At 71.8% G+C, this 18023-nt stretch carries 15 protein-coding genes; 7 read left to right on the top strand and 8 right to left on the bottom strand.

Annotated features, from left to right (window positions below):
- Positions 1–117: 117 nt before the first annotated feature.
- The 5 genes from LQK93_RS17545 to LQK93_RS17525 form a co-directional block, all read right to left on the bottom strand.
- Positions 118–936 carry a TrmH family RNA methyltransferase gene (locus LQK93_RS17545; RefSeq protein ID WP_374969047.1) on the bottom strand — a complete coding sequence of 273 codons (819 nt, stop codon included), beginning with the start codon at positions 934–936 and terminating at the stop codon, positions 118–120.
- Positions 937–1013: 77 nt separating this feature from the next.
- On the bottom strand, positions 1014–1784 hold the full coding sequence (locus LQK93_RS17540) for a sulfite exporter TauE/SafE family protein (RefSeq protein ID WP_374969046.1): 771 nt from the start codon (positions 1782–1784) through the stop codon (positions 1014–1016).
- A gap of 90 nt (positions 1785–1874) precedes the next feature.
- Complete coding sequence (locus LQK93_RS17535) at positions 1875–3071, bottom strand: SPFH domain-containing protein (protein WP_374969045.1); 1197 nt, start codon at positions 3069–3071, stop codon at positions 1875–1877.
- A gap of 134 nt (positions 3072–3205) precedes the next feature.
- Complete coding sequence (locus tag LQK93_RS17530) at positions 3206–3655, bottom strand: NfeD family protein (protein WP_374969044.1); 450 nt, start codon at positions 3653–3655, stop codon at positions 3206–3208.
- A 130-nt stretch (positions 3656–3785) separates the two neighbouring features.
- Entirely contained in the window at positions 3786–4571 is a 786-nt protein-coding gene (locus tag LQK93_RS17525) for an ABC transporter ATP-binding protein (RefSeq protein ID WP_374969043.1), read from the bottom strand.
- A gap of 60 nt (positions 4572–4631) precedes the next feature.
- Between LQK93_RS17525 and LQK93_RS17520 the strand changes: the two genes are divergently transcribed.
- The gene (locus LQK93_RS17520) at positions 4632–5396 is read left to right on the top strand and encodes a hypothetical protein (RefSeq protein WP_374969042.1); all 765 of its coding nucleotides are present in this window, start codon (positions 4632–4634) and stop codon (positions 5394–5396) included.
- Here the strand turns inward: LQK93_RS17520 and LQK93_RS17515 are convergent, their stop codons facing one another.
- A complete protein-coding gene (locus tag LQK93_RS17515; protein ID WP_374969041.1) occupies positions 5397–5822 on the bottom strand; it encodes a pilus assembly protein CpaE in 426 nt (141 codons plus the stop codon).
- A gap of 54 nt (positions 5823–5876) precedes the next feature.
- Here LQK93_RS17515 and LQK93_RS17510 point away from each other — a divergent pair, with 54 nt between their 5' ends.
- Complete coding sequence (locus LQK93_RS17510) at positions 5877–6608, top strand: PIG-L deacetylase family protein (protein ID WP_374969040.1); 732 nt, start codon at positions 5877–5879, stop codon at positions 6606–6608.
- 17 nt (positions 6609–6625) lie between these two features.
- Here LQK93_RS17510 and glgA read toward each other — a convergent pair whose 3' ends face one another.
- Positions 6626–7828, bottom strand: coding sequence for a glycogen synthase (gene glgA, locus LQK93_RS17505; RefSeq protein WP_374969039.1), 1203 nt, complete (start codon positions 7826–7828; stop codon positions 6626–6628).
- 145 nt (positions 7829–7973) lie between these two features.
- Here glgA and glgC point away from each other — a divergent pair, with 145 nt between their 5' ends.
- The 5 genes from glgC (at position 7974) to cphA (ending at position 15381) form a co-directional block, all read left to right on the top strand.
- Positions 7974–9230 carry a glucose-1-phosphate adenylyltransferase gene (glgC, locus tag LQK93_RS17500; RefSeq protein WP_374969038.1) on the top strand — a complete coding sequence of 419 codons (1257 nt, stop codon included), beginning with the start codon at positions 7974–7976 and terminating at the stop codon, positions 9228–9230.
- A gap of 29 nt (positions 9231–9259) precedes the next feature.
- The gene (locus LQK93_RS17495) at positions 9260–10210 is read left to right on the top strand and encodes an LLM class F420-dependent oxidoreductase (RefSeq protein ID WP_374969037.1); all 951 of its coding nucleotides are present in this window, start codon (positions 9260–9262) and stop codon (positions 10208–10210) included.
- A 5-nt stretch (positions 10211–10215) separates the two neighbouring features.
- Positions 10216–11460 carry a phosphoserine phosphatase SerB gene (gene serB / locus LQK93_RS17490; RefSeq protein ID WP_374969036.1) on the top strand — a complete coding sequence of 415 codons (1245 nt, stop codon included), beginning with the start codon at positions 10216–10218 and terminating at the stop codon, positions 11458–11460.
- 9 nt (positions 11461–11469) lie between these two features.
- Positions 11470–12402 (top strand): cyanophycinase, encoded by a 933-nt coding sequence (locus LQK93_RS17485; protein ID WP_374969035.1) that lies wholly within the window; start codon positions 11470–11472, stop codon positions 12400–12402.
- 87 nt (positions 12403–12489) lie between these two features.
- Positions 12490–15381, top strand: a complete 2892-nt coding sequence (gene cphA / locus LQK93_RS17480) for a cyanophycin synthetase (RefSeq protein ID WP_374969034.1) — start codon at positions 12490–12492, stop codon at positions 15379–15381.
- Positions 15382–15740: 359 nt separating this feature from the next.
- Here the strand turns inward: cphA and LQK93_RS17475 are convergent, their stop codons facing one another.
- A complete protein-coding gene (locus tag LQK93_RS17475; protein WP_374969033.1) occupies positions 15741–18017 on the bottom strand; it encodes a tetratricopeptide repeat protein in 2277 nt (758 codons plus the stop codon).
- Positions 18018–18023: the final 6 nt, after the last annotated feature.

The raw sequence follows: 18023 nt of genomic DNA, 5'->3' as shown, positions 1-18023 counted from the left end.
CTGTGGGAACCCGGCAGTCCCGTTGGGTCGGGATGACCCGTCCTGTGTGGGTCCGTGCCACGCGGCGGCCTCCTCGGTGCGCTCGTCGAACCGCGCCATCCGCACCCGGGGCATCCCTCAGACGGGCGGGCGAGGGCGCAACGCCCACATCGCGACGGCACCTGCCGCGGCGACGTTGAGGGAGTCGACGCCACCGGCCATGGGGATGCGCAGGGTCAGGTCCGCGTCCGCGACCGCGCGGTGCGACAGACCGTCGCCCTCCGTGCCGACGACGAGCGCGAGACGCTCGGGCGGAGCAGACTCCAGGTCGTCCAGCGACACCGAGTCGTCCGACAGGGCCATGGCCGCCACCGTGAGCCCGGCCTCGTGCAGCAGCTCGATCCCCTGAGGCCACGGGTCGATTCGGGTCCACGGCACCTGGAAGACCGTGCCCATCGAGACCCGGATGGAGCGGCGGTAGAGCGGGTCGGCGCAGCGGGGGGTGACGAGGACGGCGTCGACGCCGAGCGCGGCGGCGCTTCGGAAGATCGCTCCCACGTTGGTGTGGTCGACGACGTCCTCCAGCACGACGACGCGCCGTGCGTCGCGCACGAGGGAGGCCGCCGATGGCAGGACGGGCCGCTGCATCGCGGCGAGCGCACCACGGTGCAGGTGGAAGCCGGTCAGCTGCTCGATCACGGGGTGCTCGCCGAAGTAGACCGGGATGCCCTCGGCCTCGGCGTCGTCAACGAGGTCCGCGAGGTCGTCGAGCCAGCGGCGTGCCATCAGGTAGGACCGGGGCCGGTGCCCGGCGCGCAGCGCCCGCCGGATCACCTTCTGGCTCTCGGCGATGTAGAGACCGCGCTCGGGCTCCGTTCGCCGCCGCAGCACGACGTCGGTGAGGGCGACGTAGTCGGCGAGGCGCGGGTCTGCGGGGTCGGTGATCTGGATCGGCACGCCCGTCAGGCTAGTGCGGCACCCTCGCCGCCCCCACATCGCGTCGCTCCCTCCGGGGCGATCGACGCGGCGGAGGCTCAGGGGAACCAGACCAGCTTGACGATGGCGACGACGCCGATCAGCAGGATCAGGGCACGGAGCACGTTCGGAGGGATGCGGCGCCCCACGTGGGCGCCGATGATGCCGCCCACGAACGCGCCGGCGGCGATGAGCACGACGACCAGCCAGTCGATGTGGTCGCGCGCGAAGAGCACGAAGACCGTGGCCGCCACGAAGTTCACGATGAGCGAGAGGACGTTCTTGTAGCCGTTGAGGCGCTGGAGCGGCTCGAGACTGAGCGCGCTCAGCAGGCCCATGATGAGCACGCCCTGCGCGGCCCCGAAGTAGCCCCCGTAGACGCCCGCCACGAAGACCCCGGCAGCCATGGCGGGCGCGTGCCAGGCCGGCACCGGGCCGTCGTGGCCGGCGGGGTGGATGCGGGCCTGGATCGCGGGCCCGGCGACGACGAGCACGAGCGCGATGAGGATCAGCACCGGCACGATCGCCCGGAAGGCCGAGGCCGGCAGGACCAGGAGCAGGCTCGCCCCCACGATGGAGCCGAGGAACGACATCGGCATGAGGCGGCGCAGCGTCTGGGCCTGCCCGGTCAGCTCGTGCCGGTAGCCCCAGGCGCCCGTCACCCCGCCGGCGACGAGCCCGATGTTGTTGGAGACGTTGGCGACCAGGGGGTTGACGCCGAAGAAGAGCAGCGTGGGGAAGGTGATCAGTGTCCCCGAGCCCACGATGGTGTTGATGATGCCGGCACCCGTGCCGGCCAGCGCGACAGCGACCCCCGACCAGAACGACACCCGGTCACCCTACAGAGGGTGACCGGGTGTCTCTTCGGTGGTTCCGTCCCGCTCCCGTATGCCGTCCGCGGCCGGCCGTGAGAGGCCGGCTCAGCGCGTGGCGGGCGGCTCCGGGTCGGCTCCCGGCAGGTCCGCCGGGGTGGCCGGGGTGGCCGGCGGCACCGGTGCGTCGGCGAGCGGCGCATCCTGGGGCACCGACGGTGCGGCGGCGGGCAGGGGCGGCATGTCGACGGCCGGTCGCACGGAGGCGTGCGGACGCGTCAGCGGCTCGGTCGACTCCGCGCTGGCAGCGGCGGCCTGGCCACGCGCCTCGGCGAGGGCCTTGGCGGGATCCTCGAGGACCGTCTCTGCGAAGGCGTCGTCCTGCCCGTCGCCCAGCTGGGCCCAGGACTCCTCGTCGCTCTCCTCGGCGCGCCCGTCGCTGCCGCCGAGTGCGTTGCCGATGCCCTTGAGGGCGTCGGTCAGCTCGGAGGGGACGATCCACATCTTGTTGGCGTCGCCACGGGCGATCTGCGGCAGCACCTGGAGGTACTGGTAGGCGAGCAGCTTCTGCGTCGGCTTGCCGCGGTGGATCGCCGCGAACACCTGCTGGATGGCGCGCGCCTGGCCCTGGGCCTCGAGGATTCGGGCCTGGGCCGAACCCTCGGCGCGCAGGATCTGGCTCTGCTTCTCACCCTCGGCGGTGAGGATCGCGGACTGCTTGACGCCCTCGGCCGTCAGGATCGCGGCGCGACGGTCGCGCTCGGCGCGCATCTGCTTCTCCATCGAGTCCTGCACCGAGTGCGGCGGGTCGATGGCCTTGAGCTCGACGCGGTTGACGCGGATGCCCCACTTGCCGGTGGCTTCGTCGAGCACCCCACGCAGCTGGCCGTTGATCTGGTCGCGGCTCGTCAGCGTCTGCTCGAGGTCGAGCGAGCCGATGACGTTGCGCAGCGTCGTGACCGTCAGCTGCTCGATGCCCTGGATGAAGTTGGCGATCTCGTAGACGGCGCTCTTCGCGTCGATCACGGAGTAGTAGATGACCGTGTCGATGCTGACGACGAGGTTGTCGGAGGTGATGACCGGCTGGGGCGGGAAGGAGACGACCTGCTCGCGCAGGTCGATGTTGGCGCGGACCTTGTCGACGAACGGCACGAGGAAGTGGATGCCGGCCTCGAGGGTCTTGCTGTAGCTGCCGAGGCGCTCGACGATCTGGGCCGTCTGCTGCGGCACGATCCGCACCGTGCGCACCACGATGATGAGCGCCACGATGACGATGAGGATGGGAATGATGACTACCGGCTCCACGACCTTCTCGACCTTCTCCCTGTGCGGTCCGCGCTCCCCCGAGGAGCCACGGTTGGTGCGGGCGGGTCGGGTGACCCGCTCGATCTCTCGGAACTGCTGGTGGTGACGGCGGCTCGGCGACCGCCCTTGCGGCTCTAGGAGCCGACGACGTGCGCACGCCGCACGATGGCGGTGGCTCCCTCGATGGAGTCGACGACGACCTCCTCGCCCGGTTCGATGTCGTCACCCCGGGTGCGGGCCGACCAGGTCTCACCGGCGAGCTTGACCTGACCGCCCGCGGGGTTGACCCGGTCGATGGCGATCGCGGAGCGACCGACGTTGGCTGCCGCGCCCATGATCTGCGCCGGCGTCGTGGCCGTGAAGCGCTTCTTGAGCCAGGGGCGCCCGAGGGCGAGGAGAGCGACGGCCACCAGGCCCCCGACGATGGCCTGGAGCACCGGAGGAAGACCGAACGCCGCTGCGATGGCGCCCCCGGCGGCACCGCCGGCGAGCATCAGGAAGGTGAAGTCGACCGTGACGGTCTCGATGGCGACGAGCACCAGGGCGACCCCCAGCCAGACCATCCACGCCTGCCCCTCGGACACGTGACCCCACCCTGCCTTCGTTCGCGTCGGCGACGGACACCGACGTCCCGTGCGTCACTTGTGTGACGTTCTCGATTGTCTCTCGGTTCCCGCAGGAGACCTATGGATCGAGAAGCCGTGCGGGTTGCGATCAGGACTCGGCGCGCGCGGTCCAGCGCTCACCGCGCTGCTCGAGCACGAGCGGCAGGCCGAAGGTGGCGCTGAGGTTGTCGGCGGTGAGGGTCAGCGGGATCGGACCGGAGGCCACGACCTTGCCGTCGCGGATCATCAGCACGTCGGTGAACGACGGCGGGATCTCCTCGACGTGGTGGGTCACCAGCACCATGGCCGGCGCCTCGGTGTCGGCGGCGAGCTCCCCCAGCCGGCGCACGAGGTCCTCGCGGCCGCCGAGGTCGAGGCCGGCGGCGGGCTCGTCGAGCAGCATCAGCTCGGGGTCGGTCATCAGGGCCCGGGCGATCTGGACCCGTTTGCGCTCACCCTCGCTCAGCGTGCCGTAGGTGCGGTCGGCGAGGTGGTCGGCGCCGAGTGCCTTGAGCAGCTCCATCGCCCGGACGTAGTCGACGTTGTCGTAGGTCTCGCGCCAGCGGCCGATGATGCCGTAGGAGGCGGTCACGACGACGTTGCCGACGAGCTCGTCGCCCGGGATGCGCTCGGCCATCGAGGAGCTCGCCAGGCCGATGCGGGGCCGCAGCTCGAAGACGTCGACGGCGCCGAGGACCTCGCCCAGCACACCCGCGACCCCGGAGGACGGGTGCAGCCGGGCAGCCGCGACCTGCAGCAGCGTGGTCTTGCCGGCGCCGTTGGCGCCCAGCACGACCCATCGCTCGCCCTCCTCGACCTCCCAGGTGATGTCGTCGAGCAGCCTTGTGGCACCGCGGCGGACGGTGACTCCGGCGAAGGCGAGGACGTCGCTCATGGCTCGACCCTATGGCACCGTCGTTCGGGCCGCCGTCCGGGCGCGCCCTACGATGGCGGGGTGCCCGAGCTCCCCGCGTCCGTCCGGCTCGCGCTGTGGGTCACCGCCTCATGGCACGGTGACCTCGGCACGACCGACGCCCTCGCCCGAGCCTTTCCCGACCTCGACCACGCCGCCGGGGACCTCGCCCGGCTCGACGTCTGGCGCGACCTCGGAGAGCAGGCGCTCTTCGTTGCGCTGCCCCGCCCCGGCGACCTCAGCCGTATGCCGCGTGGCTCCGCCGAGGCCACTGCGCACGCTGCCGACGCGGGCGAGTGCGTCTTCGTGGCCGGCATCGGCGGCGTCCTCGTCCCCACGCTGTCCGAGTTCGGCCCGGAGGGCGACGTGGGCATCCGGGCAGACTGGACGGCATACGACGCGGACCCGCTGCCCCGTCACCGGATGGAGATGCTCGACCTGCGCGACATCGAGCGCCAGCTCATGACCAGGCTGCGGGACCACACGGCGCAGTTCGAGCAGGTCGGCGGGCACCCGTGGGGGAACTCGGCCCGGGCCGAGGCCCAGGCCGACCTGGACACGGCGCTGTGGGGCATCCCGGCGACCACCTCGGGTCGGGCGCTGCGCCTCATGTCGCTCGCCGCGAACGTCTCCCGCCTCGCGCACCGCACCGCCAGCTTCACCTCGCTGGGGTCGGGCGGCCTGGACGCCGGCACCACGGCGGCGCGGTCGCGGCTGCTCCGCGACCTCGCGGCCGACGCCGACACGGCGCTTGCCGACGCGACGAACGTCGCCGTCATGACGATCGCCGGCTGGCGGCCGGCCTGACTACGCCTGCCCGTCGCGTCCGGCCGCAGCCTCGAGGTGCGCGATGAGCGCGCGGGCGTAGGCCCGCTCGGCGTCGATGTCCACGTGGCGCTCGACTGCTCCGACCTGCCCGAGGACCGAGACGGCATACCCTCCCTCGAGCTGCTCGAGCGCGACGAACGCCTCGCCGAGGAGGTCGCGCAGCTGGTCCTCCCGCGGCAGCCAGACGACCTTGTCCCGCTCGACGCTGTCGAGCGCCCACTCCGTCGTGCCGTTGAAGCCGATCACGTCGCCCGTGGAGAAGTGGTGCACGTCGACGGTGATCTCGCTGATGACGAAGACCTCCTCCTCCATGTCCTTGACGGGCACGACGAAGCGGTCACCCGAGACCGGCTCCCAGGTCAGCCCCGCATCGGTCAGCCGGCGGGCGAGCTCGATGGTCAGCATGCCCCCATCGTCACATCCGCCGAGGTCACCGCCAAGAGACCCTAGATTCGGTGCATGACGGAGCAGACGAGGCTGGAGCCCCTCGACGAGAGCACCTTCGAGACCGTGCTGTGCGTCGCCGCCCATCCCGACGATCTCGAGTACGGCCTCGCCGCCGCGGTGGACCGGTGGGTCCGCGCCGGCAAGACCGTCACCTACCTGCTCGTGACCCGTGGCGAGGCCGGGATCGAGACGATGCCTCCGGCGCAGGCCGGCCCGCTGCGCGAGCAGGAGGAGCGCGACGGCGCCGCCCGGGTCGGCGTCGAGGTCGTGGAGTTCCTCGCCGGGTTCGCCGACGGGGTCGTGGAGCACGGCCTCCCGCTGCGCCGGGCGATCGCCCGCGAGATCCGACGGCGCCGGCCCGACCTGCTCGTCACGATCACGTATGCCGACAGCTTCGCGGGCGGCGGCGTCAACCAGGCGGACCACCGGGCCGTCGGGCTGGCCGTCGTCGACGCGAGAGCCGACGCAGGCAACCGGTGGGTCTTCCTCGAGCTCGTCGACGAGGGCCACGAGCCGTGGCAGGTGGCCCTCGTGCTCCTCGGCGCGGATCCCGCACCGACGCACTTCGTCGACGTCTCGGACCACTTCGACGCGGCCATCGCCTCGCTGTCGGCCCACGAGGCCTATCTCTCGGCGCTGGGACCGGACTACCCGGAGCCGGGCGAGCTGCTCGGGGAGATCCTCGGCGGCAGGTCCGACGACCTCGGCGTGCGCTACTCGGTCCCGGGACGCCTCCTCGGCTGACTGTGCCGTCGCGCCCCTCAGGAGCCGAGCACGGACCGGTAGACCTCGAGCGTGCGGTCGCCGATGGACGCCCACGAGAAGGAGTCGACGGCCCGCTGGCGGCCCGCCCGACCGAAGGTGCGCGCCCGGTCGACGTCGGACACGGCGTCGTTGAGCGTTGCGGCAAGGTCGGCGACGAACCGCTCCGGGTCGACGGGCGTGCCGGTGCCGTCCTGCACCTGCTCGATCGGCACCAGCCAGCCCGTCTCGCCGTCGACGACCACCTCCGGGATGCCACCCGTGGCGGTGGCCACGACAGCCAGCTCGCACGCCATGGCCTCGAGGTTGACGATGCCGAGGGGCTCGTAGACGGACGGGCACGCGAACACGGTGCCATGGCTCAGCAGGGCCACGACCTCGTTGCGGGGCAGCATGTCGGGGATCCACACGACGCCCTCGCGCCGCGAGCGCAGCTCGCCCATCAGCCCCTCCACCTCCGCGAGGATCTCGGGGGTGTCCGGCGCACCCGCGCAGAGGACGATCTGGACGTCGGACGGGAGGTCGGCACAGGCCCGGAGCAGGTAGGGCAGACCCTTCTGCCGGGTGATGCGACCGACGAAGACGACGGACCGGCTGTCCGGGTCGACGCCGTGGCGCCGGACGATCTCGGCCGCCTCCGGTGAGCGGTCCGGCGACCACAGCTGCGAGTCGATCCCGTTGTGCACCACGTGAACTCGCGACGGATCGAGGGACGGGTAGCTGCGGAGGATGTCCTCACGCATACCCGCGCTCACGGCCACCACGGCGGCGGCCGCCTCGTAGGCGGTCCGCTCGGCCCACGACGACACGCGGTAGCCACCGCCGAGCTGCTCCGCCTTCCACGGACGCATCGGCTCGAGGGAGTGCGCGGTGACGACGTGCGGCATGCCACCCAGGAGCGAGGCCAGGTGGCCCGCCATGTTGGCGTACCACGTGTGGGAGTGCACGAGGTCGGCGCCGACGCAGTCCCCCGCCATGCTGACGTCGACGCCGAGCGTCTGCAGCGCCGCGTTGGCGCGCGCCAGCTCCGGCAGGTCTGGGTATGCCGTCGTGTCAGCCTCGTCGCGCGGGGCGCCGAAGCAGCGCACCTGCACCTCGAGGTCGCCTCGGGCGCGAAGCGCCCGGACGAGCTCGGCCACGTGAACGCCGGCGCCTCCGTAGATGGCCGGCGGGTACTCCTTGCTGAGGATGTCGACGCGCACGCTCCGACCCTAGTGCCGGTGGCCGCCCGCCACCGGACGAAGACCAGTGGGTGAAGACCAGTGCGTGAAGACCAGTGGGTGAAGAGCTGTCCATCTTGCGTGCCGTCCCGCCAACGGCGGGCGGTGCTGCCCTAGGGTGTCGAGCATGGCCCGACGAAGCCCAGCCGCTGGTCCGAAAGTCCTCGCGATCGTGCTCGCCGGCGGCGAGGGAAAGAGGTTGATGCCGCTCACCGCCGACCGCGCCAAACCAGCGGTGCCCTTCGGCGGCATCTACCGGCTGATCGACCTGGCCCTGTCCAACGTCGTCAACTCCGGCTACCTGCAGGTCGTCGTGCTGACGCAGTACAAGTCGCACAGCCTCGACGCGCACGTGACCAAGACGTGGCGCATGTCGACCCTCCTCGGCAACTACGTCACGACGGTGCCCGCCCAGCAGCGCGTCGACAAGAACTGGTACCTCGGCAGCGCGGACGCGATCTACCAGAGCCTCAACCTGATCCACGACGAGCGGCCCGACATCGTCGTCGTGGTCGGGGCCGACCACGTCTACCGCATGGACTTCAGCGCGATGGTCGAGCAACACATCGAGTCGGGCGCGGCGTGCACCGTCGCCGCGATCCGACAGCCCATCTCGCTCGCCAACCAGTTCGGCGTCATCGAGGTCGACGACAACGACCCCTCCAAGATCGCCGCGTTCCTCGAGAAGCCGAGCGACCCCAAGGGCCTGCCCGACAGCCCGGACGAGGTGCTCGCCTCCATGGGCAACTACGTCTTCACCGCCTCCGCCTTGGAGGCGGCGGTCATCGCCGACCGCGAGGCCGAGTCGAACCACGACATGGGTGGCGACATCGTGCCGTGGTTCGTCGCGCGCGGCGAGGCCGGCGTCTACGACTTCAAGGACAACGAGGTGCCCGGCGCCGCCGACCGCGACCGCGGCTACTGGCGCGACGTCGGCACCATCGAGTCGTACTACGACGCGCACATGGACCTCATCTCGATCCACCCGGTGTTCAACCTCTACAACTACGAGTGGCCGATCTACACGAGCCACAGTCCCTACCCGCCGGCGAAGTTCGTGCACGGCAGCGGCGACCGCATCGGCGAGGCGCTGAACTCCGCCGTCTCCCCCGGCGTCGTCGTGTCCGGCGCGCACATCTACGCGTCGGTGCTCTCGCCGCTCGTCAAGGTGCACTCGTACGCCAGCGTCCAGGGCTCCGTGCTCCTCGACGGGGTCGAGGTGCACCGGCACGCGCAGATCCGGCGGGCGATCATCGACAAGAACGTCGTGATCCCGGAGGGCTGCCAGATCGGCATCGACCACGAGTACGACCGCGCGCGAGGGCTGCACGTCACCGAGAGCGGCATCGTCGTGGTCGGCAAGGGTCAGGTCGTCACCCGGTGACCACCCCGGGGCCGAGTCCGGAAGCCACCGTGCGTGCCGACCCCGCCGAGTCCGCCACCGAGGCAGGGCGGCTCGCGAGCGCCGACGACCCGCGTCCGGCGCGGGTCGGTATCCAGGTGCCGCCGCAGCACGCCACCTGGGCCCAGATCAGGCGGACCGCGGCCACACTCGAGGAGATGGGCGTCGACCTGCTCCTGAACTGGGACCACTTCTTCCCGCTCTCTGGCGACCGGGCCGGCATGCACTTCGAGTGCTGGACCATGCTCGGCGCGTGGGCGGAGGCGACCGAGTCCGTCGAGATCGGCGCGCTCGTCACCTGCAACAGCTACCGCAACCCCAACCTGCTCGCCGACATGGCCCGCACCGTCGACCACATGAGCGGCGGCCGGCTCGTCCTCGGCATCGGCTCCGGTTGGGCGCAGCTCGACTACGACGAGTACGGCTACGAGTTCGGCACCGCGGGTGGGCGCCTCGACGACCTCGCGCGCGACCTGCCCGTCATCCGTGACCGGTGGGCGCGTCTCAACCCGCCCCCGACCCGGGACATCCCGATCCTCATCGGTGGTGGCGGCGAGAAGAAGACGCTGCGGATCGTCGCCGAGCACGCCGACATCTGGCACGGCTTCGGCGACCCGGAGGAGATCACCCGCAAGCACCGGGTGCTCGACGGGTGGTGCGCCCGCCGGGGCCGCGACCCGCTCGAGATCGAGCGCTCGGCCGGCGTGGCGTTCGTGCCCGGACGGAACCCCGACCAGACGGGCGACTACGCGAACAACGCCGAGCAGCTGTTCGCGCTGGGCACGCGGCTGTTCACGGCCAGCGTCGCGGCGGCCGACCCCGACCTGGCGCGCGTGCGCGACCTGCTCCAGTGGCGCGACGAGGTGAACTCCCGCCGGGGCGAGGAGGTCGGCACTCGCCAGGGCCACGCCGGCCGTATGCCGGAAGGTGGCGCGGGCGCGGGCGTGCCGTCACTACCCTGACGCGCGTGACCGACCCCAGCAGCGACGCAACGGACTTCCAGAACCTCAGTGTCACCGTGACGGGCGACGACCGGCCGGGTGTCACCGGCACGCTTCTCGGAGCCCTGTCCGGTTTCGGGGCGGAGGTGCTGGACATCCAGCAGGTCGTCGTCCAGGGACACCTCACCCTGACGGTGCTCCTGCGCCCCGGTGACCAGGTCGAGCAGCTGCGCGACGCCGCTGCGGTGGCCGCGCACCGGCTGGGCCTCACCCTGACCGTCGTCGCCGGCACCGGGGACAACCCCCGTTCCCGCCAGGGTCGCGCGGCCGTCGTGGTGCTCGGGGCCCCTCTGCGCGCCGACGCCGTCTCCCTCGTCACCTCCCGGATCGCCGAGCACGGCGCGAACATCGACCGGATCCGACGCCTCTCGCGCTATCCCGTCACGACGGTGGAGTTCGACATCTCGGGCGCCGACGTGCCGAAGCTGCGCACCGAGCTCGCTCTCGTCGCCACGACCAACGGCATCGACGTCGCGGTGGCCCCGGGTGGCCTGGCCCGTCGCGGCCGGCGCCTCGTCGTGCTGGACGTGGACTCCACGCTGATCCAGCAGGAGGTCATCGAGCTGCTGGCCGCGCACTGCGGACGCGAGGCCGAGGTCGCCGAGGTCACCGCGCGGGCGATGGCCGGCGAGCTCGACTTCGAGGAGTCGCTGCGGGCGCGGGTGGCCACGCTGGCCGGGCTCCCTGCCGGCGCACTCGATGAGGTGCGCCAGGCCGTCCAGCTCACGCCGGGCGCCCGGACGCTGGTGCGCACCCTCAAGCGGCTGGGCTTCACCGTCGGCCTCGTGAGCGGCGGCTTCATCGAGATCGTCGGCAGTCTCGCGGAGGACCTCGACATCGACCACACCCGTGCCAACCGGCTCGAGATCGAGGACGGCCGCCTGACGGGCCGGCTCGTCGGTGAGGTCGTGGACCGCGCCGGCAAGGCCCGGGCCCTGCGTGAGTTCGCCGAGCAGGAGGGGCTGCCGCTCAGCCGCACCGTCGCCATCGGGGACGGCGCGAACGACCTCGACATGCTGGACATCGCCGGCCTGGGCGTCGCCTTCAACGCCAAGCCGATCGTCCAGGAGCAGGCCCAGACCTCCGTCAACGTGCCCTACCTCGACTCGGTCCTCTACCTGCTCGGCATCTCCCGCGACGAGATCGAGCAGGCCGATCTCGACGACGGCACGCCGACCCAGGCTCCGCCGGTGCCGCACGCCCGTCACTAGGCTGGCGCGATGCAAACCGTGGCTCCACCGCCCACCCCCTCCGCCTCGGATGCCTCCCCCTCGGACGACGTGCGTCGCACGCTCCTCGTCATCGGCGGAGCGGAGGACCGCATCGGGCGCTCGGTCGTGCTGAAGCGCTTCGTCAAGCTGGCCGGCGGCCACCGCGGGCACATCGTCCTCATCCCGACGGCCTCCTCGTTCGCCGAGGAGGTCTCCGAGTCCTACCGGGACGTCTTCACCCGGCTGCGCGGTGGCGACATGACCGTCGTGCACCCCGAGACTCGCCGCGACGCGAACGACACCGCCATGGTGGAGGCGCTCGACGCCGCCACTGGGGTCTTCCTCACCGGCGGCAGCCAGGTCAAGCTCGCCCAGAACATCGTCGGCACGCCCGTGGGCGATGCCGTCGTGCGCGCCTACCAGCGCGGCGCCGTCGTCGCCGGCACGTCTGCAGGGGCCTCGATCATGAGCCGCTTCATGATCTCGCTCGGCGAGGAGGGGCTGACGCCGCGACAGCGCGCGAGCCAGGTCTCAGCCGGGCTCGGCCTCGTCGAGGACATCATCATCGACCAGCACTTCGACCAGCGCGGGCGCTACGGACGGCTCATGTCGATGGTGGCGGCCTCGCCCAACCTGCTCGGCATGGGCATCGACGAGAACACGGCTGCCGAGATCCGCGGCGGCCGCGTCATGTCGGTCCTCGGAGCCGGCTCGATCTTCGTCATCAACGCCCGCAACGCGATCACCGACGCACCCGAGGCGCGCCGCGGCGCCCCGCTCCTGGTTTCCGGCGCGGTGGTGCACTCACTGCCCACGGGCAGTACCTTCGACCTCGACCACGTCGAGCTGACCGCCTTCGTCGAACGCCATCCGGACGTCGAGGGGGCGGTGGTCCCGGCGAAGGAACGAACGGCGGCCTCGACGGGCAACGCCGTTCGCTGAGTCCGCTCGCCCGCCCCATCGCAGCAGCAACGGTCGACGGGACGTGCCGCACGGCGCATCCCCACCCGACCCCGTAGAAGGAGACCCATGGCCGTCGAGGTACCCACCCCCACAGGCCCGGCTCGACCGGACCTGAAGATCCTCGAGACCCGGATCTACCGCGGACCGAACGTCTGGTCGTACCAGCAGGCGATCCACCTCGTCGTCGACCTCGGCAGCCTCGAGGAGTACCCGACGGTCTCCCTCCCCGGCTTCACCGACCGGCTCGTCGAGCTGGTGCCCGGACTCGACCGGCACACGTGCTCCCGTGGACGGCGCGGTGGCTTCATCGAGCGGCTGCACGAGGGCACCTGGCTCGGCCACGTCGCCGAGCACGTCGCCCTGCAGCTGCAGACCCTCGCCGGCCACGACTCCCGCCGTGGCAAGACTCGCGGAGTCAAGGGCGAACCCGGCCGCTACAACGTGGTCTACAGCTACACCGACGAGACGGTGGGCGTCGCCGCCGGGAAGCTCGCCGTACGCCTCATCAACCACCTCGTCGACGCCGAGGACGGCTTCGACTTCGAGGCCGAGCTCAACGCGTTCCTGCGCCAGGCGGAGCGGGTCGCCTTCGGCCCGTCCACCTCCGCCATTCTCGAGGAGGCGGCGTCGCGCGACATCCCCTACATCCGCCTCAACTCCGCCTCCCTGGTGCAGCTGGGACAGGGCGTCCACGCCCAGCGCATACGGGCGACGATGACCTCGAAGACCGGCGCACTCGCCGTCGACATCGCGAGCGACAAGGACCTGACCGCCAAGCTCCTCGGATCCGCGGGCCTCCCCGTCCCGAAGCAGGAGGCCGTACGCACGTTGCGCGGCGCCCTCGAGGCCGCCCGCCGCATCGGCTTCCCCGTCGTCGTCAAGCCGCTCGACGGCAACCACGGACGCGGCGTGTGCCTCGACCTCACGAGCGACGAGGAGGTCGAGAAGGCGTACGACATCGCCAAGGCGGAGTCGCGACGCGGCACGATCGTCGTCGAGTCGTTCGTCACGGGCCGTGACTACCGCTGCCTCATCGTCGGCGGCAAGATGCAGGCCATCGCCGAGCGAGTGCCCGCGCACGTCGTCGGCGACGGCACCCACACCGTGGGCGACCTCGTCGAGATCACCAATGCCGATCCTCGGCGAGGCGTCGGGCACGAGAAGGTGCTGACGAAGATCAAGGTGGATGCCAACGCCCTCGAGGTGCTGGCCGGGCAGGGGCACACGCTCGAGTCGGTGCCTCCGGAGGGTGAGATGGTCAAGCTCGCGCTCACCGGCAACATGTCCACGGGCGGCATCTCGATCGACCGCACCTACGACGCCCACCCCGACAACGTCGAGATCGCCGAGGAGGCCGCGCGCATCGTCGGCCTCGACGTCGCCGGCATCGACTTCATCTGCCCCGACATCACCTACCCGGTGCGCGAGACGGGAGGCGCCATCTGCGAGGTCAACGCGGCGCCGGGCTTCCGCATGCACACCCACCCCACCGTCGGCGAACCCCAGTTCATCGCCAAGCCGGTTGTCGACCTGCTCTTCCCGCCGGGCACACAGTCGCGCGTGCCGATCGTGGCCGTGACCGGCACCAACGGCAAGACGACGACCTCACGCATGATCGCCCACATCTTCAAGGGCCTCGGGCGCAAGGTCGGCATGACCTCGACCGACGGCGTCGTCATCGACGAGCGCCTCGTCATCAAGGCCGACGCCTCCGGCCCCCGCTCCGCCCGCATGGTCCTGCAGAACCCGCGCGTCGACTTCGCCGTCATGGAGGTCGCCCGCGGCGGCATCCTGCGCGAGGGCCTGGGCTACGACCGCAACGACATCGCGGTCGTCACGAACATCGCCCCCGACCACCTCGGGATGAAGGGCATCGACACCCTGCGCCAGCTGGCCGACGTCAAGGCCGTCATCGTCGAGGCGGTGCCCCGCGACGGCTTCGCGGTGCTCAACGCCGACGACCCGCACGTGCGCAACATGCGCCGCCGCTGCTCCGGAGGCATCGTCTGGTTCTCCATGGCCGAGCCGGGCAGCGAGGCCCGCGAGTTCGTCGACGACTACTGCCGGCGCGGCGGCCGCGCCGTCGTCCTCGAGCCGAGTGAGCGCGGCGAAATGATCGTCATCAAGCACGGTCGCCGCAGCATGCAGCTGGCCTGGACCCACCTGCTGCCGGCCACCTTCGGCGGGGCAGCACGCTTCAACATCGCCAACGCGCTCGCTGCCGCTGGGGCCGCCTTCGCCGCCGGCGCCCCGCTCCACGACATCCGTCAGGGCCTGCGCACCTTCGCGACGACGTACTACCTCTCCCCCGGACGCCTCAACCTCGTGCAGGTCGGCAACGCCGACGTCTTCGTGGACTACTGCCACAACGCCGCCGGCATGAAAGAGCTCGGTGTCTTCGTCGACCGCTACGCCGCGCAGAAGCAGGGCCAGTCGGACCTCGCCCGCACCTCGCGGATCGGCATGATCGGCGCTGCGGGTGACCGCCGGGACGACGACATCCGCGAGCTGGGCGAGGTCGCCGCCCACCACTTCGACGTCGTCGTCGTGCGCGAGGACGCCCGCCTGCGCGGGCGTCGACCCGGGGAGTCCGCGCAGCTGGTCGCCGAGGGTGCCCGCAAGGCGATGGCGGACGGCGCGCGCTGCCGCCAGGTCGAGATCGTCCTCGACGAGCTCGAGGCGACCCGGCACGTGCTGGCCCGCACCAACCCGGGCGACGTCGTCGTCATGTGCGTCGACAACCACGCCCGCGTCGTCGCCGAGCTCGAGGAGCGCACGAACTCTGCGCAGGCCGGGGCGCGCCTCGGCACCCCCGGCGCAGGCACCAGCGACCCCGACCTCGACCCGAGCACGCTCACCGAGACGGCCGAGGCCGAGGGCGACGAGGCCGAGGGCGAGGCCCTGGCGACCGTTCCCTCCGAGACCCACCCGGCAGCGCTCGACGACACCGCGGTCTGACCCACCGCGGGGCTCGCCGGCGTGCGGGAAAGCGGCGGCCAGCAACCGCGCCACGGCGCAGTTGCAGCCGTCACCACGCCCGAGTCCCGGCCTGGAAGTGCGCCACGGCGCAGTTCCAGACGTCGGGACGCCGGATCACGGCTGGACAGTGCGCCACGGCGCAGTTCCAGCCGTCACCACGCCCGAGTCCCGTCCTGGAGGTGCGCCACGGCGCAGTTCCAGACGTCGGGACGCCGGATCTCGGCTGGAAAGTGCGCCACGGCGCGCTTGCGTATGCCGGTCGGCGCGGTCCGCGCGGGTGGCGGGCTGCCGTGTGCCGGTCGGCGCAGACGGTCCGGTCCGGTCCGCTCGTTCGGCGTTCAGTCGGCGGCGGGCGCCAGCTCGTCGGCGTACGCCCGTAGGGCCCGGCGGTAGGCCTGGGTGTCGACGTCGGTGGTGGCCTCGAGGGTGGACCGGATGAGGTCGGCGACCGCCTGTCGCTCCTGCCCGAGATCCGCCTGAACCAGGGCGCGGAGCAGCAGCGCAGCCGTGTTGTGGGGACGGGCCTCGAGCACGTCGGCGACGAGCCGCTGCGCCTCGGCGGCGCGCCCGACGACGCGCAGGCTCGACGCCAGCTGCAGCTGGGCGCGGTGGCGGTGGGGCTCTCGCAGCCCGCACGCCAGGGCCTGCTCGTAGAGCCCGATGGCGCCCTGCTCGTCGCCCATCGCATCCTTCGTGCCTGCCAGCTCGAAGAGGATCCGAGGGTCGCGCGGGTGCTCGGCCACGAGCGCCTGCGCCCTCTCCAGCCGCTCCCGGGGGTCCTCCGCCGCCCACAGCGCGGCGATCTCGGCCTCCAGCTCGTGCTCGCCACGGGCGGCGACGACCTTGCGCCGGATCGCCCTGGCGTCGTCGACCGTGCCCCGGTGGTCGCGGATCCAGCGGTCGACCTCCGTGCGCTCGGCGTGGCACATCAGCGCGATGACGTCACCGTCGAGCGCGTGCGGCACGAGGGCTTCCAGCGACGCCAGCTCGGTGCCGAAGTCGGGGACGTCCAGAACACCCACCCTGGCGAGCCCCTCGCGGAAGAGGGCGAGCAGGTCCTCGGGACGGCGCCCCCTCAGGTAGTGCTCGGCGACCTTGAGGACGACCTGCTCGGCACCGCGGCCGGCGATCTCACCCATGGCCACGATCGCCTCGTCGGCACGGTCACCGGCGCAGCCGAGCCCGAGCCGGACGGCACCGCCGGGAGCCGCCAGCCCGCGCGCCACCTCGAGCAGTGCCTCGAGACCGGCCTCGTTGTGCGCCATGTCCATGATGACCGTGGCCCTGCCGCCGCCATCGAGGGGCACCGAGTAGGTGTTGAGACGGCCCCAGTTGTGCTCTGGGTCGGGTGCGAACGTGCGCAGGCCCTCGACGACGGCCGAGCGAGGCACGCCGAGTCCGAGGGCCGCGGCAGCGCCGGCGAGGGCGTTGGCGATGTTGTTGCGGGAGAGCCCGCTGAGCGTCATGGGGACGTCGACGATCTTGACCAGCCTGTCCGGGTCGCCGTTGGGCGACAGGACGACGATCTCGCCGTCGAGCACCGTGATGCCCCGGCCGCCGGCATTGATCGACTCCCAGAGGGCGGGCGAGGCCGGGTCGAGGCTGAACGCCCAGGGCTTGGCCCTGATTCCTGAGTGCATGGCCCACACGCGTGGGTCGTCGCCGTTGAGCACGACCCACCCCTGCGGCTTGGTCACCGTCGTGACGATGGCCTTGACCTCGGCGAGCTGGTCGAGGGTGTCGATGCCCTGCAGGCCGAGGTGGTCGGCGCTCACGTTCGTGACGACACTGACGTCGTTGGCCGTGACGCCCATCCCCTTGAGCAGCATCCCCCCACGGGCCGTCTCGAGGATGCCGACATCGAGGCCCGGTGTCGCCAGGACGCCGCGGGCACCTGCGGGGCCGGAGAAGTCGCCCTCCTCCTTGGTCTCCCCCATGACGACGATCCCGTCGGTCGAGCTCCAGGCGGTGGTCAGGCCTGCGGCCATGCACATGTGGGCCATGAGCCGCGTCGTCGTCGTCTTGCCGTTGGTGCCGGTCACCGACGCGACGGGGACCGTCGGGGTGAGCACGCTCGGGCCCGGCCCGTCCGGCGCGGCGAGGATGACGGCCGCAGCCTCCTCGATCACCTCATCGGCACCCCGTGACGCATCGAGCAGCCCGGCCATCACCAGACCGAGCTGCTCCCCGGCGACCCGGCCGCGCGTGCGGTGCACCCACGGGAAGGCCAGCACGACGTCCTCGACCGTCTGGCCGGCCCTGACGCGTACGCCCAGCCGCCCCGCGCCGATCTCGGTGCCCAGCCGGCGCATCACCGTGCGCAGCAGCCGCATGACGAAGCGCTGGCGCAGCGCCGTGCCGCGCTTGCCCGGCCTCGCCGAGCGCAGGCCGAGGCGACGGGCCAGGGCCTCGGCCTCGGTGCGCCGGAGCTGCAGGTAGCCGGGCAGGTGCAGGATGACCTTGATGGCCGGCCTCGAGAAGTAGAGGTTGGGCCCGTCGAGCACCCGCACCTCGTCCACCCGCACGTCGTCCAGGCGGACGGCGTCCGGCACGGTGTGAGCGCCCGCCTCGGGTTCGGTCGTCAGGGCACTGGACTCGGTCCCGGGGTCAGGCATGGGCAG

The sequence above is a fragment of the Terrabacter sp. BE26 genome (assembly GCF_041941675.1).
Lineage (GTDB): Bacteria > Actinomycetota > Actinomycetes > Actinomycetales > Dermatophilaceae > Terrabacter.
Note: the sequence above shows the minus strand (reverse complement) of the source record. Positions and strands in the feature narration are given on the sequence as shown.

Bases quoted from the DNA above. Each gene is read 5' to 3' on its own strand.
- LQK93_RS17485 (WP_374969035.1), top strand. From the start codon at position 11,470: ATGCAAACCGTGGCTCCACCGCCCACCCCCTCCGCCTCGGATGCCTCC.
- cphA (WP_374969034.1), top strand. From the start codon at position 12,490: ATGGCCGTCGAGGTACCCACCCCCACAGGCCCGGCTCGACCGGACCTG.
- LQK93_RS17525 (WP_374969043.1), bottom strand. From the start codon at position 4,571: ATGAGCGACGTCCTCGCCTTCGCCGGAGTCACCGTCCGCCGCGGTGCC.
- LQK93_RS17515 (WP_374969041.1), bottom strand. From the start codon at position 5,822: ATGCTGACCATCGAGCTCGCCCGCCGGCTGACCGATGCGGGGCTGACC.
- glgC (WP_374969038.1), top strand. From the start codon at position 7,974: ATGGCCCGACGAAGCCCAGCCGCTGGTCCGAAAGTCCTCGCGATCGTG.
- LQK93_RS17510 (WP_374969040.1), top strand. From the start codon at position 5,877: ATGACGGAGCAGACGAGGCTGGAGCCCCTCGACGAGAGCACCTTCGAG.
- LQK93_RS17475 (WP_374969033.1), bottom strand. From the start codon at position 18,017: ATGCCTGACCCCGGGACCGAGTCCAGTGCCCTGACGACCGAACCCGAG.